Origin of the sequence: Methyloceanibacter marginalis, assembly GCF_001723295.1 — a bacterium.
Taxonomy (GTDB): Bacteria; Pseudomonadota; Alphaproteobacteria; order Rhizobiales; family Methyloligellaceae; genus Methyloceanibacter; species Methyloceanibacter marginalis.
The window spans coordinates 1-12,387 of record NZ_LPWD01000177.1; the positions used below are offsets into that span (position 1 = coordinate 1).

General features: G+C 63.4%; 14 protein-coding genes and 1 pseudogene. 6 read left to right on the forward strand and 9 right to left on the reverse strand.

Features of this window, described 5'->3' with window-relative positions; translation table 11 throughout:
• The 3 genes from AUC71_RS07255 to AUC71_RS07265 all read right to left on the reverse strand — a co-directional run.
• Positions 1-923: homoserine dehydrogenase (locus AUC71_RS07255; protein ID WP_069623728.1), on the reverse strand; the 923-nt coding region annotated here is incomplete at its 3' end.
• Positions 924-930: 7 nt separating this feature from the next.
• Entirely contained in the window at positions 931-2,163 is a 1,233-nt protein-coding gene (locus AUC71_RS07260; RefSeq protein WP_069623729.1) for an LL-diaminopimelate aminotransferase, read from the reverse strand.
• A gap of 112 nt (positions 2,164-2,275) precedes the next feature.
• Positions 2,276-2,479 (reverse strand): hypothetical protein, encoded by a 204-nt coding sequence (locus AUC71_RS07265; RefSeq protein WP_141701521.1) that lies wholly within the window; start codon positions 2,477-2,479, stop codon positions 2,276-2,278.
• 194 nt (positions 2,480-2,673) lie between these two features.
• Here AUC71_RS07265 and AUC71_RS07270 point away from each other — a divergent pair, with 194 nt between their 5' ends.
• Entirely contained in the window at positions 2,674-4,488 is a 1,815-nt protein-coding gene (locus tag AUC71_RS07270; RefSeq protein WP_244500842.1) for a PHA/PHB synthase family protein, read from the forward strand.
• A gap of 50 nt (positions 4,489-4,538) precedes the next feature.
• On the opposite strand, the gene AUC71_RS07275 is transcribed toward AUC71_RS07270, so the two are convergent.
• The 4 genes and pseudogenes from AUC71_RS07275 to rplM form a co-directional block, all read right to left on the reverse strand.
• Positions 4,539-4,847 carry a hypothetical protein gene (locus tag AUC71_RS07275; RefSeq protein ID WP_141701522.1) on the reverse strand — a complete coding sequence of 103 codons (309 nt, stop codon included), beginning with the start codon at positions 4,845-4,847 and terminating at the stop codon, positions 4,539-4,541.
• A gap of 90 nt (positions 4,848-4,937) precedes the next feature.
• Positions 4,938-5,985: pseudogene (gene argC / locus AUC71_RS07280) on the reverse strand (N-acetyl-gamma-glutamyl-phosphate reductase).
• 136 nt (positions 5,986-6,121) lie between these two features.
• Positions 6,122-6,604: a 30S ribosomal protein S9 gene (gene rpsI / locus AUC71_RS07285; RefSeq protein ID WP_069623733.1), complete on the reverse strand. Its 483-nt coding sequence runs from the start codon at positions 6,602-6,604 to the stop codon at positions 6,122-6,124.
• 5 nt (positions 6,605-6,609) lie between these two features.
• Complete coding sequence (rplM, locus tag AUC71_RS07290; protein WP_069623741.1) at positions 6,610-7,074, reverse strand: 50S ribosomal protein L13; 465 nt, start codon at positions 7,072-7,074, stop codon at positions 6,610-6,612.
• A 209-nt stretch (positions 7,075-7,283) separates the two neighbouring features.
• Between rplM and AUC71_RS07295 the strand changes: the two genes are divergently transcribed.
• From AUC71_RS07295 to AUC71_RS07310, 4 genes are read left to right on the forward strand one after another with little or no spacing between them, the layout of a single operon-like run.
• Complete coding sequence (locus tag AUC71_RS07295) at positions 7,284-8,078, forward strand: enoyl-CoA hydratase (protein ID WP_069623734.1); 795 nt, start codon at positions 7,284-7,286, stop codon at positions 8,076-8,078.
• A 38-nt stretch (positions 8,079-8,116) separates the two neighbouring features.
• Positions 8,117-8,638, forward strand: coding sequence for a CoA-binding protein (locus AUC71_RS07300; protein WP_069623735.1), 522 nt, complete (start codon positions 8,117-8,119; stop codon positions 8,636-8,638).
• Between the two features lie 10 nt (positions 8,639-8,648).
• Positions 8,649-9,065 carry a hypothetical protein gene (locus AUC71_RS07305; RefSeq protein ID WP_069623736.1) on the forward strand — a complete coding sequence of 139 codons (417 nt, stop codon included), beginning with the start codon at positions 8,649-8,651 and terminating at the stop codon, positions 9,063-9,065.
• Between the two features lie 11 nt (positions 9,066-9,076).
• Positions 9,077-10,363 carry an O-acetylhomoserine aminocarboxypropyltransferase gene (locus AUC71_RS07310; protein WP_069623737.1) on the forward strand — a complete coding sequence of 429 codons (1,287 nt, stop codon included), beginning with the start codon at positions 9,077-9,079 and terminating at the stop codon, positions 10,361-10,363.
• On the opposite strand, the gene AUC71_RS07315 is transcribed toward AUC71_RS07310, so the two are convergent.
• On the reverse strand, positions 10,342-11,451 hold the full coding sequence (locus AUC71_RS07315; RefSeq protein ID WP_083238177.1) for a COX15/CtaA family protein: 1,110 nt from the start codon (positions 11,449-11,451) through the stop codon (positions 10,342-10,344). The two genes, AUC71_RS07310 and AUC71_RS07315, sit on opposite strands and share 22 nt — an antisense overlap.
• Before the next feature lie 75 nt (positions 11,452-11,526).
• Here AUC71_RS07315 and AUC71_RS07320 point away from each other — a divergent pair, with 75 nt between their 5' ends.
• Complete coding sequence (locus AUC71_RS07320) at positions 11,527-11,730, forward strand: DUF2842 domain-containing protein (RefSeq protein WP_069623738.1); 204 nt, start codon at positions 11,527-11,529, stop codon at positions 11,728-11,730.
• Between the two features lie 6 nt (positions 11,731-11,736).
• Here AUC71_RS07320 and AUC71_RS07325 read toward each other — a convergent pair.
• Positions 11,737-12,387 (reverse strand): polysaccharide deacetylase family protein (locus AUC71_RS07325; RefSeq protein WP_204376666.1); only part of this gene is annotated, 651 nt, incomplete at its 5' end.

Sequence of the window (12,387 nt, forward strand, 5' to 3'; positions counted from 1 at the left end):
CGTGGACCGCCGCCGGCGCCCGGGCCGATCAGCATGACATCGCCGACGAAATCGCCATCGATGGCCACGCAATTGGACACGCCGTCGACATTGGCGATGGCCGTATCTTTCGGGACCATGGTCGGATGCACGCGTTGCTCGATGCCACTGTCGGTCCTGAGCGCCACGCCGAGCAACTTGATGCGATAGCCAAGATCGTCCGCCGCCTCGATATCGGCGGGCGTGATGGTCTCGATGCCCTCCACGTAGACGGCGTCGAACTTGGTGCGCGTGCCGAAAGCGAGGCTTGTGAGCAGCGCCAGCTTGTGCGCGGTGTCGAAGCCGCCGACATCGAACGTGGGATCGGCCTCGGCATAGCCTTGCTCTTGCGCCTCCTTCAGCACGTCGGCGAAGCTGCGCCCTTCACGCTCCATCAGTGTGAGGATGTAGTTGCAGGTGCCGTTGAGGATGCCGTAGACGCGCGTAATGTCGTTGCCTTGCAGGCCTTCACGGATCACCTTGACCACGGGAATACCGCCGGCCACGGCGCCTTCGAAGTTCAGTGCCACGCCGTGCTTCTCGGCGAGCGCGGCAAGGTTTGGCCCGTGATGCGCAAGCAGCGCCTTGTTGGCGGTGACCACGTGCTTGCCGGCCCGCAGCGCCGTCTCTACCGCCTCTTTGGCAATGCCTTCCTCCCCTCCGATCAGCTCGACGAAGACGTCGATCTCCGGGTCTGTGGCGAGCTTGATGGGGTCTTGCACGAAGCGGACGCCAGAGAGATCCACATCGCGCTTCTTGCGCTTATTGCGTGCCGAGACGGCGATCACCTCTATGGGCCGGCCTGCGCGCTCCGCCAACGCGCCCGCGTGCGCCTCGATGAGCCGCAACAGGCCACCGCCGACAGTGCCGATACCGGCCAGTCCAAGCTTCAATCCGTCCGCCATGGGAAAATCAGAAGGTGCGATTGGCCTTAGAGGCAATGGGGATGACGTTGTGCAGCGCGTTCGCTGACTCGGTGAGGAATTTCCGGATGTTGCGCGCGGCCTGACGGATGCGCTGCTCGTTTTCCACGAGCGCGATGCGCACATAGCCTTCGCCGTATTCTCCGAAGCCGACGCCGGGCGATACGGCCACCGAGGCCCTCTCCAATAGCAGCTTGGAGAACTCGAGCGAGCCGATATGCGCGAACATGTCGGGGATCGGGGCCCACGCGAACATGGTCGCGGGCGGCGACGGGATCGGCCAGCCGGCGCGGCTCACCGCATCCACCAGGCAATCGCGCCTGCGGCGGTAAATGCCCCGGATCTCGTCGATGCAATCTTGCGGTCCGTTGAGCGCGGCGGTCGCGGCTACCTGGATCGGCGTGAAAGCGCCGTAGTCGAGATAGGACTTCACCCGGGTGAGCGCCTGGATCAGCCGCTCATTGCCCACGGCGAAACCCATGCGCCACCCCGGCATGGAGTAGGTCTTCGACAGCGACGTGAACTCCACCGCGATGTCGATGGCGCCGGGAATTTCGAGAATGGAAGGCGGCGGATCCCCATCGAAATAGATTTCCGCGTAAGCAAGATCGGACAGCACGATGAGGTCGTTCTTCCGGGCGAAGCTGACGACCTCGCGATAGAAGTCGCGATTGGCGACGACCGCCGTCGGATTGGCCGGATAGTTCAAGACAAGCGCGGAAGGCTTCGGCACCGAATGGCGCACGGCCTTGTCCAACGACACCATGAATTGTGAGTCGGTGCTTGCCGGCAGATGGCGGATCACGCCGCCGGACATGATGAAGCCGAACTCGTGGATCGGATAGGTCGGATTCGGCACGAGGATCACGTCGCCGGGTGCGGTGATGGCTTGCGCGACATTGGCGAAAGCCTTCCTTGAGCCCAGCGTCGCCACGACTTGGGTGTCGGGATTCAGCTTCACGCCGAAGCGGCGCTCGTAATACTTGGCCTGCGCCCGGCGCAAACCGCCGATGCCTTTGGACGCGGAATAGCGGTTGGTGCGCGGGTCGCGGACGGTTTCCACCAGCTTGTCGACAATGTGCTGCGGCGTCGGCATGTCGGGGTTGCCCATGCCGAAATCGATGATGTCGTCGCCGCGGGCGCGTGCCTCGGCCTTGAGCCGGTTCACCTGCTCGAAGACATACGGCGGCAGCCGCTTGATCCTGTGAAAGTCGTTGTGCACGGACGGTTGTCCCCACCCGATTGGACTCTAAAAGGGAGTCCGCTGTTGAACCACGAAATAGGGCTGCCCGGCAAGCGGCTCCCGCGTGGAGCCCCGGCCGGTCAGCGTTGATTTAGTTGGCTTTTGGCGCGCCCTCGTCTTCGCCGACCTGCTGTTGCTGGCGCTCCTTTTCCTTCTGAAGATCCGAGATCGCGGCCTCTTTCTCGGACTTCGTCAGGGTGTTGTCATAGCCCCGGATGACCTCGGTGAAGCGTTTGAGTCGCGTGCCGTCGGGCATACTATCGGCGCAGCCGGCCATCAAAATGACAGGCAGCATCGCCACGAGGCAAGAAGCTGATCGCAAGAACATCGGTAAGATGTTGGCTCTGGTGGACTTTCCCCTGGCGATTGACATCGCCTGACGCTTATATTGCATAGCACAATGAAGATCGCTGCGGAAGCTAACGCGAGGCAATCGCTTCGCAAGCTGGCGGAAGCGTGGTCAGTTGGGGGTAAAATAAGGACTTTTCGATGCAGGAGCGTAACGACAGCGCCGGGCAAACTGGCGCGGACGGCTGCGAAAACACCCAAATCGACGAGCTTGCCCGGAACATGGTGCGCCTCTTCGACCAGAGCACCAAGGTTTTCTCGGCGCTCGCCGAACGCACCACGAACGGCAACGGCCCTTACAGCATGGCCTCCGAGGTCGGCGAAGCCGCCAAGACCCTTGGCGAGGTGGCACGGGTCTGGGTCTCGGACCCCAGCAAGCTCGCTGCCGCCCAAGGCGAGCTATTCCAGAGCTACGCCGATTTGTGGGGCCGCTCCTTTCGCCGCTTTCTCGGCGAAGATGTCGAGCCGGTGGTCGTGCCGGAGCCCGGCGACAACCGCTTCAAGGATCCAGACTGGTCCAACAGCCAATATTTCGACTTCTGGAAGCAGGCCTATCTGATCACCTCGCGGTGGGCGTCGGACATCACCAAGAACACCGAGGGGGTGGACGATAGGACGCGCCAGAAGGCTGTGTTCTATCTGGAGCAGATGCTGGCGGCGCTCTCGCCGTCGAACTACCCCTTCACCAATCCGGAAGTGGTACGCGCCACGCTCGAGACCAACGCCGAGAACCTGGTACGGGGCATGGCGCATCTTGCCCACGATCTCGAGCAGTCGAAGAATCTGCTCCGCATCACCCAGACCGATCTGACGGCATTCGAAGTCGGCCGCGATCTCGCCATTACGCCGGGTAAGGTCATCTTCCAAAACGACCTCATCCAGCTCATCCAGTACTCTCCGACGACGGAGGAGGTCTATGAGCGGCCGCTGATCATGGTGCCGCCCTGGATCAACAAATATTACATCCTCGATCTCGTGCCGGAGAAATCCTTCGTCAAGTTCGCGGTCGACCAGGGCTTCACGGTGTTCATGGTGTCCTGGGTCAATCCGGATGGCGGGCTCGCCCAGAAGACCTTCGAGGACTACATGAACGAGGGCATTCTGGCGGCGGTCGAAGCCGTCAATCGCCAACTCGGGCTGCATCACGTCAACATGCTGGGCTATTGCGTTGGCGGCACGCTGTTGGCCTCGGCTTTGGCCTACGCGGCGGTCAAAGGCGACGACCGCATGGCCTCGGCCAGCTTCCTCACCGCGCAGGTCGACTTCAGCGCGGCGGGCGACCTCCTGGTCTTCATCGACGACACGCAGCTCAAGTCGCTCGAAGAGATGATGGCCGAGCAGGGCTATCTCGACGGCTCGCGGATGGCGGCGGTGTTCAACATGCTGCGGCCGCGCGACCTGATATGGCCCTACGTGGTGAACAACTATCTGCTGGGCAAGAAGCCCTTCCCGTTCGACCTATTGTTCTGGAACGCCGACTCCACGCGGCTGCCGGCGGCCAACCACGCCTTCTACCTGCGCGAGTTCTATCACGAGAACCGGCTGAGCAAGGGCGAGATGGAGCTGGGCGGCGTCAAGCTGGACCTGTCCAAGATCAACATCCCGATCTACGAGCTGTTCACCCGTGAGGACCACATCGCGCCCGCGCTTTCGGTCTTTCAGGGCAGCAAGCTGTTCGGCGGTCCCGTGCGCCACGTCATGGCGGGCTCGGGCCATATCGCCGGCGTGGTCAACCCCCCGGCCAAGAAGAAATATCAGTATTGGAGCGGAGCGCCGGCCGAAACACTGGAGGCGTGGATCGGCAAGGCCACCGAGACTCCGGGCTCGTGGTGGCCCGACTGGGCGCCTGGCTCGCAGAGCAATCCGGCGAAAAAGGTTCCGGCGCGCGATCCCGCCGCCGGACCGCTCAAGCCTATCGAGGACGCGCCAGGCTCCTTCGTGAAGAGCAAGAGCTAGCGCTTTTTCGAAAGCCGTTCTGGCGCTGGCGCTGTAGCGAGACGCCAGATCTACTCGTGCAGTCTCAGCCTGGCGGTCGGATAGACCGCGCCGGAACAGCCAAGCTCCTTGAGATCCCAATCGGCAGAGACCACCCCCGAGGTCGGGAGCGAGCCGACCACCTCGGCATCCGCCGGCAATTCAACGGCCCACATGGCCTCGAGCTTCTGCTTGGCGCAGGCAAGCTCAGTGTGGCCCTCGCCGGCCTCGTCGCCGATCAGGCTGCTGACAATCCCGAAAGAGACAGTGGCCAACAAGCCCCAGGCCGCCAGGAATGCCCCAACCCGCACAAGACTTACGCGCCGCGATACGCTGAACATGCCCCCCCCCCGGACCCTCACCAGAGGGATGGATTGAGCGGCTCAACGCGTAAACTTTTCCTTAAATCGTCGAGAGCCCGAAGCCGCGCCTCAGGGAAACAGCGGGAGTTGCTCAAGGGCCGTGGTTTCGTCGAGGCCATGCATCAGATTGAAGTTCTGCAGCGCCTGGCCGGCAGAGCCCTTCACCAGATTGTCGATGGCCGAGACCACGATGCCGCGGCCCGGGATGCGGTCGGCAAACACGCCGATATGGCAGTAGTTCGAGCCGCGCACGTGTTGAGTGGCGGGGATGACGCCCTCCTCCACCACGCGCACGAACGGGCTGTCCGCATAGCCCGACGTCAGCGCCGCCCTGAGATCGGCAACGGTCGTCTTGCCGGTGAGCCGCACATAGGAGGTGCACAGCTCGCCACGGGTCATGGGCACGAGATGCGGCGTGAAGTTCACGATCACGGGCTGGCCCGCGGCCTCGCCCAGCTCCTGCTCGATCTCGGGCACATGGCGATGGCTGCCGATGCCATACGGGGAAAGCCCTTCGCCCGCTTCGGAGAAGAGGATGTTCTGCTTGAGCGAGCGCCCGGCGCCGGAGACGCCCGACTTCGCGTCGATGATGATGTCCTCGGGCAAAATCAGCTCATCCTTCACGAGCGGCAGGAGCGCGAGCAGCACGGCTGTCGGGTAGCAGCCGGGACAGGCCACGAGCCGCGCGGACGCGATCTGGTCGCGGTAAAGCTCGGTGAGCCCGTAGACCGCGCCCTCGAGAAGCTCGGGCGCGCCGTGGTCGCCGCCATACCATTCCGCATAGGTCCCGAGATCGCGTAAGCGGAAGTCGGCGGACATGTCGATGACCTTCACGCGCGATGGCAGCTTGGCGATCTCTGCGTGCGCGGTGCCGTGGGGCAACCCGCAAAAGGCGACGTCGACCTCGTCCCAATCCACCTCATCCGAGGTCACGAGGCTCGGAACATCGAGGCTCGACAGATGCGGGAAGACTTGGGCAAGCATCTGCCCCGCATGGCCCTTGGCGATGAGCGCGGTGATCTTGATGTTCGGATGTCTCGCCGCGAGCCGGATCAGGTCGCGCCGGTATAGCCTGAGGCGCGAGCACGGCGGCCCGGATGAACTTGCTGTTTGACATGTGCGTCACATGCTTTCCGTCATCGCCGGGGTTGACCCGGCAATCCATTCCATTCGGCGTTGCGTCAAAATGAGGTGCAACGGCATGGATGCCCGCGTCAAGCGCGGGCATGACGAAGACTCTTGAAGAGAATGCCCTAGCGCTTGGAGAACTGGAAGCTACGTCGGGCTTTGGCCTTACCGTACTTCTTACGCTCCACGGTACGCGCATCGCGGGTCAGGAAGCCTGCCTTCTTCAGTACGCCGCGCAGCTCCGGCTCGAAGCGCGTGAGCGCCTTGGAGATGCCGTGGCGAACGGCGCCGGCCTGGCCCGAGAGCCCGCCGCCGGACACGGTGCAGACCACGTCGAACTGCCCCTCGCGGGCGGCCGTCACGAGCGGCTGCTTCAGAATCATCCGGAGCACGGGACGGGCGAAATAGGTCGTATGGTCCTTGCCGTTGACGGTGATCGTGCCGGGCCCCTGCTTGACCCAAACGCGGGCAACCGCGTCCTTCCGCTTACCCGTTGCGTAGGCGCGGCCTTGCGCGTCGACCTTCTTCTCGTAAACGCGCTCGGGCGCGGGCGCATCACCCTCGCCTTTCAGTTGAGCCAAATCTTCCAGCGTCGTCGTCTCGCTCATGGCTCTTAAGCGCTCCTTGCGTTCTTCGGGTTGAGGGCGGCGACATCGAGCTTCACGGGGTTCTGCGCCTCGTGAGGATGCTCGGGCCCTGCGTAGACTTTGAGGTTCTTCATCTGTTTGCGCGCAAGCGGACCTCTCGGCAGCATGCGCTCGACGGCCTTCTGGAGCACGCGCTCGGGATGCTTGCCGTCCAGGATCTTCTCGGCCGTGCGGCTCTTGATGCCGCCCGGATACCCGGTGTGCCAGAAATATTCCTTGCCGGCGCGCTTATTGCCCGTGAACACGACACTGCCCGCGTTGATGACGACGATATTGTCACCGTCATCCATGTGGGGCGTGAAACTGGGCTTGTGCTTGCCGCGCAGCCGCGTCGCGATGAGCGCCGCAAGACGTCCGACCACCAGGCCGTCGGCATCGATGAGGACCCAAGATTTTTCGATATCCTTGGGCGTGGCGGAGAAGGTTTTCATGGTGCGCGTCACTTCAGGTCTTACAAAGATCGGCGCTTCTAACGGCTCGGCCCGGTGCGGTCAAGTGGATTGGCGTTCTGTCTATGAATCAGTATCTTAAGCATGTGGTATTCGCGTACCACGCCAAAGACTGCTGAATTCGCGTGTCTTTTGCAGGCTTTCCTGTAAGCCGGTGGCGTCATGGAAAGCCCCCTCGAATAGGCCAGAAAATGGACGATAGCCACATCCTGCTCTGTGAGGACCGCGAGGCGGTCCGGGTTCTGACCCTCAACCGGCCCTCCGCGCGCAATTGCCTGTCCATGGACCTCATGGGGGCATTGCATGGGGCGGTGACGGAGGCCGGCGAGAACGATGCCGTGCGGGCGGTGGTGCTGACCGGCGCCGGGCCAGCGTTCTCCTCCGGGCATGATCTCAAGGAGCTTACGGCGCACCGCAACGACGAGGATAGAGGCCGCGCCTTCTATGCGGAGACCATGGGCGCCTGCTCCGACATGATGCTCGCCATCGTGCGCTCTCCGAAGCCGGTGATCGCCGCGGTAAACGGCATCGCCACGGCGGCGGGCTGTCAGCTCGTGGCGAGCTGCGATCTGGCGATCGCGAGCGTCGATGCACGCTTCGCCACGCCCGGCGTCAATATCGGCCTCTTCTGCTCCACGCCGATGGTGGCGCTCAGCCGCAACGTGTCACGCAAGGGGGCCATGGAGATGCTGCTCCTCGGCGACATGGTCGATGCGCAGGACGCGCACGCCATGGGCCTCGTGAACCGCGTGGTCGAAGCGGATCGCGTGGTGAACGAAGCAGTCGAGTTCGGGCGGCGAATCGCGGATAAGCCGAGCCGCACGCTCAAGATCGGCAAGGAGGCCTTCTACAAGCAGCTCGAAATGCCGCTCGAGGACGCTTATCGCTATGCGGCGCAAGTCATGGTGGAGAACATGCTCGATGCCGAGGCCGAAGAAGGGATCGGCGCCTTTCTCGACAAGCGCGAGCCCAACTGGCCGCGCTGACTTGCAGCGTATCATCCCCCACCCCACTTGCCCCTGCCATGGATCACGACAGCTACCCGGACGCCTATATTCGCGACATCCTCGTGCGCCATCGGGTGGTTGCCATGGTCGGCGCTAGCCCCAAAGAACAGCGGCCGAGCTATTTCGTCTTGAAGTATTTGCTGGCGAAGGACTTCGAGGTGATCCCCGTCAATCCGGGTCACGCGGGCAGGACCATTCTCGGCCAACTCGCGTTCAGCACCCTTAGTGACATCGGCCGGCCCGTCGAGATAGTCGATATCTTCCGCAGTTCGGAAGCGGCCCTTCCCATCACGCATGAGGCGATCCGGGTCGGCGCCAAGGTCGTGTGGATGCAACTTGGCGTCCGCAACGATGAAGCGGCGGCGCTGGCCGAGCAAGCCGGACTCAAGGTCGTCATGAACCGTTGCCCCAAGATCGAGTATGGACGCCTCTCGGGGGAGATCGGCTGGGCGGGCGTCAACTCGCGCATGCTTTCGAGCAAGAGGCCTCTGCTTGGGCCCAAGGGCGGGCAACAGCGTGCCCTCCGCGCCTCGGACTAGGGAGGGTCACATGCGCGCCGTTGTGTTTGCCTCGCTGATCTTGATGGTGGCGCTCACCCCCACGCACGCCGAGGACGATCCCGGAGACGGAGCTTTCCAGGCTCCTGAGACGGCCGTCATCGTGGCGCTCCAGGCTGCCATCCGCACCGACGACAAGGACTGGTTCGTCGCGCATCTGCATTTCCCCGTACGCTATTTCGGCGAGACGAAGCAGACCATCCGCTCAAAGGAATGGTTCTTGCGCCACTACGACACTATCATCGGCCCTAAACTCAAGGCCAACCTGCTGGCGCAAGATCCGGAGCAGTACTTCAAGAATTATCAGGGACTGATGGTCGGCGACGGCGGCCGCAATATCTGGTTCCAGGATTTCGGCGAGGGCAACGGGTTCAAATACGAGATCATCACGATCAACAACAGCGACTAGGGAGTCAGCAAATGTCCGAGGACCGCAAGCCGGGCTTCAACACGCTTGCCATTCACGCCGGCGCGCAGCCCGACCCTGCAACCGGCGCGCGGGCGACGCCGATCTATCAAACCACGTCTTTCGTGTTCGACGACGTGGACCATGCGGCGGCGCTGTTCAACCTCGAGACCTTCGGCAACATCTATACCCGCATCATGAACCCCACCCAGGCGGTTCTCGAGGAGCGCATGGCCGCGCTCGAAGGCGGCACGGCGGCGCTGGCCGTCGCATCGGGACACGCGGCGCAAGTGATCGTTCTCCACACGCTGATGGAGCCGGGCGACGAGTTCATCGCCGGGCGCCAGCTCTATGGCGGCTCCATCAACCAGTTCGGCCAGGCCTTTGCCAAGTTCGACTGGACGGTGAAATGGGCCGACACCACGGACGCGGACTCGTTCCGGGCGCAAGTCACCCCGAAGACGCGCGCGATCTTCGTGGAGTCGATCGCCAATCCCGGCGGCATCATCACGGATATCGAAGCGATCGCCGCCGTCGCCAAGGAGGCCGGGGTACCGTTGATCGTCGACAATACGCTCGCGACGCCTTACCTGACCAAGCCGAAGGAATACGGCGCCGACATCATCGTTCATTCATTGACGAAGTTTCTGGGCGGCCACGGCAACTCCATCGGCGGCGTCATCGTCGATTGCGGCACGTTCGATTGGATGGGCAGCGGGCGCTATCCCACACTCACGGCGCCCTGCTCCAGCTATCACGGCATCACGCTGGCCGAGACGTTCGGCAATTTCGCCTTCGCCATTGCCTGCCGCGTGCTGGGCTTACGCGACCTCGGCCCCGCAATCTCGCCGATGAACGCGTTTCTGATCCTCACCGGCATCGAGACGCTGCCCCTTCGCATGCAGCGGCATTGCGACAACACGCTGCAAGTTGCCGAGTGGCTGCAAGGTCACGACAAGGTGGCTTGGGTGAATTATGCGGGCCTGCCCGGCAACAAATTTAATGCGCTGGCCCGGCGCTATTGTCCGGCCGGCGCGGGTGCCGTGTTCACTTTCGGCCTCAAAGACGGCTACGAGGCCGGTATCGCACTGGTCAGCAATGTCCAGCTGTTCAGTCATCTCGCCAATATCGGCGACACGCGGAGCCTCATCATTCATCCCGCCTCGACGACGCACCGGCAGCTTTCGGACGAGCATCGGGAGCGCGCGGGCGCCGGCGCCGATGTGGTTCGCCTCTCGGTGGGACTCGAGAGCGTCGACGACATCATCGCCGATCTCGATCAGGCGCTGGCGGCCGTTTGACCCTCTGCGCGGTTCGCCCCGTGCAGCGCAAGCCAGAAATGGTAGAGCGCGGCGGCAAATACCAGAATGGCACCGGCTTGGTGCGCCAGGCCGAGCTCGATGGGCACCGCAAGCAGCAGCGTCCATACCCCGAGCGTCGCTTGCAGCACGGCGAGCACGGCGAGGGTCGCCGCGCTGCCGACATACGGCGCGCGCGGGTCCCTCATGCCAAGCCAGACCGCCTGAAGGATCGTGACGACCACGACGGCGTAGCCCAGCATGCGGTGATTGAACTGAACCGTGAGGGGATTCTCGAACAGGTTGAGATACCAGGGTGAGGCCTCACCCAGCCCGCGTGGAATTGAGGCCCCGTTCATGAGCGGCCAGGTGTTGAAGCCAAGACCGCCGTCAATGCCGGCCACGAGCGCCCCGGCAAGCATCTGCACGAAGATGAGACCGAGAACGAGCCCGGCGGCGACGGTGGCCGCACTCGAGCGCGCGGGCTTCGCTCCGGCTTCCCGCCCGAGCCCGAGGATGAGCCAGAGCGTGTAACCGAAGATCAACACCGCCACGCCGAAATGGGCGGCAAGCCGGTACTGACTCACATCGACCCGGTCGACGAGCCCGCTCTTCACCATGTACCAGCCGAGCGCCCCTTGCAGTCCGCCGAGGACGAAGAGTCCGATCAGTCTCGGCATCAGCGTGCGGGGGATGTAGCCCGCAGCCCAAAAACAGACGAACGGCACGAAGAACACGAGCCCGATGAAGCGGCCGAGGAACCGATGCGCCCATTCCCACCAATAGATGGACTTGAAGGCTTCGAGGCTCATGCCGCGATTGATCTGGGAATATTCCGGGATCTGCTTATAGGCCTCGAACGCCTCTTGCCAATCGGCATCGGATAAAGGCGGTATGACGCCGAGGATGGGCTGCCATTCCGTAATGGAAAGTCCGGAATCGGTGAGCCGCGTGGCCCCGCCAACGAGGATCATGGCAACGATGAGAAACGCGATTGCGCCGAGCCAAATGCGCAAGGCCCGCGCCTGCCCGGCCTGTATGGCGGGCGCGGCAGAAGGCCTCTTCACGCTCTGGGCGGCGGCGGCGGTCATGAGCGCGGTGATAGCGGGCTCAAGCCCCCAACTCAATCTGCCATCGTCTGCCCCTTTGCCGCAGCGGGGCACGGCATGAGCAGCCGCGTCCGCAAGCTGATCGGCACCGTGGCGCTGCTCGTGTTTTTGGCCCTGTATGTGTGGGCTGCCGCGGCGATCGGTTCAGGCCGACTCTTGGAGGCGCACAGCTTGGCGCAGCTCGCGTATTTCGTGGTCGCGGGCCTCCTATGGGTGATCCCGGCAGGGCTTCTTATCCGCTGGATGCAGCGCCCGGACTGACCTCAGTCAGGCGGCGTTGACCTGCTGGAAGCCGTTCCACAACGCGAACGGGGCACCGGACAGATAGAGCGCCGTGTAGGTGAGCGACTGATAGTCGCCGTTCAAGGATACACGCGGCAGCGCCGTCAGGTGATCCTTGTGCCCCGGAAACAGCATGCCCTTGCGCGTGGTGACGGCCGTTTTGAAGCCGGCGTTCTTGGCGAGCGCGAAATCGCGGGGCCCGGCACTTCCCGGATCCCCGTAAGGGTATGCGAAATGGACAGGCCGCTTGCCGACCTCTTGCGCGATGCGGTCGGCGCTGCCGACCATCTGCTCCATGGCCTCTGTCTCCGGTAATTTTGCGACAGCGAAGTGGTCCTTGGTGTGCGCGCCGATATGCACCAGGGGATCGGCCGCCGTGGTGCGGAGCTCATCCCATGACATGATCATGGCCCGGCACTGGGCGGAGAGATCAATATGGTGCACCTCGGCAAGCCTGCGGATGGCCTGACGCTGGGTCTCTTCGCCGAGGCCACGCAGCCACCAATAGATCTCCTCGAAAGACTGCTCTTTGTCGGCGAGGGTCTTGGTCGGCAGCCGCCAGGTCTCGCCGTCGCGCATCACCACGATGCTCCCCGCCCGCCGCCGGCGACCGCCTCCTTCCAACCGCGAAGCCAC

What these genes read in the sequence shown, in the direction of transcription:
- AUC71_RS07265 (WP_141701521.1), bottom strand. Translation starts at nt 2,479, where the DNA reads ATGCTGCCTGTCATTTTGATGGCCGGCTGCGCCGATAGTATGCCCGAC.
- AUC71_RS07270 (WP_244500842.1), top strand. Translation starts at nt 2,674, where the DNA reads ATGCAGGAGCGTAACGACAGCGCCGGGCAAACTGGCGCGGACGGCTGC.
- AUC71_RS07275 (WP_141701522.1), bottom strand. Translation starts at nt 4,847, where the DNA reads ATGTTCAGCGTATCGCGGCGCGTAAGTCTTGTGCGGGTTGGGGCATTC.
- rpsI (WP_069623733.1), bottom strand. Translation starts at nt 6,604, where the DNA reads ATGAGCGAGACGACGACGCTGGAAGATTTGGCTCAACTGAAAGGCGAG.
- rplM (WP_069623741.1), bottom strand. Translation starts at nt 7,074, where the DNA reads ATGAAAACCTTCTCCGCCACGCCCAAGGATATCGAAAAATCTTGGGTC.
- AUC71_RS07295 (WP_069623734.1), top strand. Translation starts at nt 7,284, where the DNA reads ATGGACGATAGCCACATCCTGCTCTGTGAGGACCGCGAGGCGGTCCGG.
- AUC71_RS07300 (WP_069623735.1), top strand. Translation starts at nt 8,117, where the DNA reads ATGGATCACGACAGCTACCCGGACGCCTATATTCGCGACATCCTCGTG.
- AUC71_RS07305 (WP_069623736.1), top strand. Translation starts at nt 8,649, where the DNA reads ATGCGCGCCGTTGTGTTTGCCTCGCTGATCTTGATGGTGGCGCTCACC.
- AUC71_RS07310 (WP_069623737.1), top strand. Translation starts at nt 9,077, where the DNA reads ATGTCCGAGGACCGCAAGCCGGGCTTCAACACGCTTGCCATTCACGCC.
- AUC71_RS07315 (WP_083238177.1), bottom strand. Translation starts at nt 11,451, where the DNA reads ATGACCGCCGCCGCCGCCCAGAGCGTGAAGAGGCCTTCTGCCGCGCCC.
- AUC71_RS07320 (WP_069623738.1), top strand. Translation starts at nt 11,527, where the DNA reads ATGAGCAGCCGCGTCCGCAAGCTGATCGGCACCGTGGCGCTGCTCGTG.